Below are 2,434 nucleotides of genomic sequence, written 5' to 3' on the forward strand. Positions count from 1 at the left end.
CCAGCTCGGCCACGCCCCGCCCGGCCGCCCGCCCGCCGGCGGCGTCGGCGTCGAAGGCGAGCACGATCCTGCCCGTGAAGCGGCCCAGCAGCTTGAAGTGCTCGGCCCGCAGGGCGGTGCCGCAGGTGGCCACGGCCTGGGCGACCCCGGCCTGGTGGCAGGCGACGACGTCGGTGTAGCCCTCGACCACGACCGCGAAGCCGGCCTTGACGATCTCCGACTTGGCCCAGTTGAGGGCGTACAGGGCCCGGCCCTTGTGCCAGATCGGGGTCTCGGCGGTGTTGACGTACTTGGGCCCGCGGCCCTCGTCGACGTCCAGCAGACGCCCCCCGAAGGCGACCGGGTCGCCGGCCACGTCGAAGATCGGGAACAGCACCCGGGCGTGGAAGGCGTCGCGCAGCCCCCGGCTGCCGGTCCGGGCCAGCCCGGCCTCGGTCAGCTCCTCGGGCCGGAACCCCGTGCCCCGGAGGTGCCCGACCAGCGCGTCCCACCCCCGCCCGGGCGCCCACCCGAGCCGGAAGCGCTCGGCCACCGCCCGGTCGACCCCCCGCGACGACAGGTACGCCCTGGCCGCCCGCCCGTCGGGCGACTCGACCAGCGCCCGGTGGTAGAACGCCACCGCCTCGGCATGGGCCGCGACCAGCCGGCTCTTGCGCCCCATGCTGCCCCGCTCCCCCGCCGCCCGGCCCTCGTACCGCACCTCGATCCCGGCCCGGTGGGCGAGCCGCTCCACCGCCTCGGTGAACGACAGCGTCTCCTGCTTCATCAGGAAGTCGATCGCGTCCCCGCCTTGAGAGCAGCCAAAGCAGTTGCCGGTCAGGATGTTGTCCTCGAGCACGAACGCGTGGCCCTGCTCCACGACGGCGCAGTAGACCTCCTCGACCCGATCGGTGGGCTCGACCGACCGTACGACCCAGCCCCGCCGAGCGAAGGCCTTGGGCGAGGAGGAGAAGCGGATCCGGTGCTGATCGAGGAGAAAGAACTCCTCGGTCAGGTCCTCGTTGACGAAGTGGATCCGGAAGAGCGAGCTGGGCTCCCTCCCGGGAAAGCCTTCGCGAACCTGCTCGGTGACGCCGTAGGTGCCGATGCCCAGGCGCGTGCAGACTGCTCGAACGTATTCGAGAGTCTCCCTGCTCGCGCAGTGGAGCATGACCGTGCCGTCCTTGGCGACATGGCCGTCGGCGGCGACGTAGCCCGCCAACCAGCCGTAGAGGTAGGAGACCGACTCATCGAGCGGTGGCAGCTGCTTGAAGAACCGTGGCAGGTCATATACCCGCAGATGCGGACCACGTTGAGTCACCCGACTGTGCGGGAACCACTTGAGGAGCGGCGCGTCCTTGATCGGGTCAAGCTCCGCCCTGCTGCCTGAGTCCAGAAAAGAGCCGTCGCCGTACGTGATGCCGTGTGCGATCCCGAACGCGGAGGGCGTCACTCTCTTGACCAGAGTCTTCGGGAACTTCGGCACCAGCCGCTGTCCAGGCCGGAGCTCGCGCGTGACGACCTCCCGGTCGGAAAGACGGCTGGCGCGGCCGACGAACCACCGGTGCTCCGCTGTCGCGAACAGCTCTTTGACCTGCCCGTTTCGGCTGACCACGAGCCGCATCAGCGGCTGGACGCCGAACGAGTGGAACGGGGCCTCGACCCAATCGCCGGTACGGGCCAGGATGCGGTGGGTGCCGCCGGCCAGCTCGCGGATCGGCCGCACGCCCTCCCAGGTCAGCACCCGGGTCTCCCCGGCCAGGCAGTGCCAGAGCCCGCGGCTGGAGTCGACCGTGAACGAGGGGGTCTTCTCCTGGTGGAAGGGGCAGAGGCCCTTCATGCGGGTGCCGCCGCCGGGGCGGAGGGTCACGTACTCGCCGACCAGGGCGACGACGTCGGTCGCCTCGCGGAGCTCGGCGATCGACTCGTCACGGATGCGGCCGGCCACGGCGGACTTCACCTCGACGCATGACGGAAGGACCTACGCTGCCCAAGGGGAAGGACCCGTCGGGTCACCCGGGCATTGTACGCACGACCCCCGACGGTGGCTCAGCGGTCGCGGCGGCGGGCGGAGGACACCCCCGCCGCCCCGGGCGAAGAACCCCTAGGCCGCCTCGGGGGCGAACGCCGCCTTCCAGGCGGCCAGGGCGTAGCGGTCGGTCATGCCGGCGATGGCGTCGACGGCCTGCTGGGCGACCGGGTCGGTGGCCAGGCTGGCCCCCATGGGCATGGTGTCGGGGTGCTCCAGGTAGTGGCCGTAGAGGTCGGTGAGCAGGCGGGTCGCCCGCTCGGTCTGGCGCTCGGCCTCGGGGCGCAGGTAGACGTGCTCGAACATGAACGAGCGCATGACCGACATGGCCTCGGCGCAGGCGTCGCCCTGGACGACCCGGGGCTCCCCCCGGGAGTGGCGGATCACGTCCTCGACCAGCACCCCGATCATGTCGGCGGGCTGCTC

Annotated in this window: 2 protein-coding genes; both read right to left on the minus strand. The window is 71.5% G+C overall.

Annotation, left to right across the window (positions count from 1 at the left end; translation table 11 throughout):
* On the minus strand, positions 1-1,927 hold a 1,927-nt coding region (locus tag VF468_17630), incomplete at its 3' end, for a CHC2 zinc finger domain-containing protein (GenBank protein HEX5880112.1).
* 156 nt (positions 1,928-2,083) lie between these two features.
* Positions 2,084-2,434, minus strand: a 351-nt coding sequence (locus VF468_17635; protein HEX5880113.1) for a deoxyguanosinetriphosphate triphosphohydrolase, incomplete at its 5' end; no start/stop codon positions are given.

The organism is Actinomycetota bacterium, assembly GCA_036280995.1.
Classification (GTDB): domain Bacteria; phylum Actinomycetota; class CALGFH01; order CALGFH01; family CALGFH01; genus CALGFH01.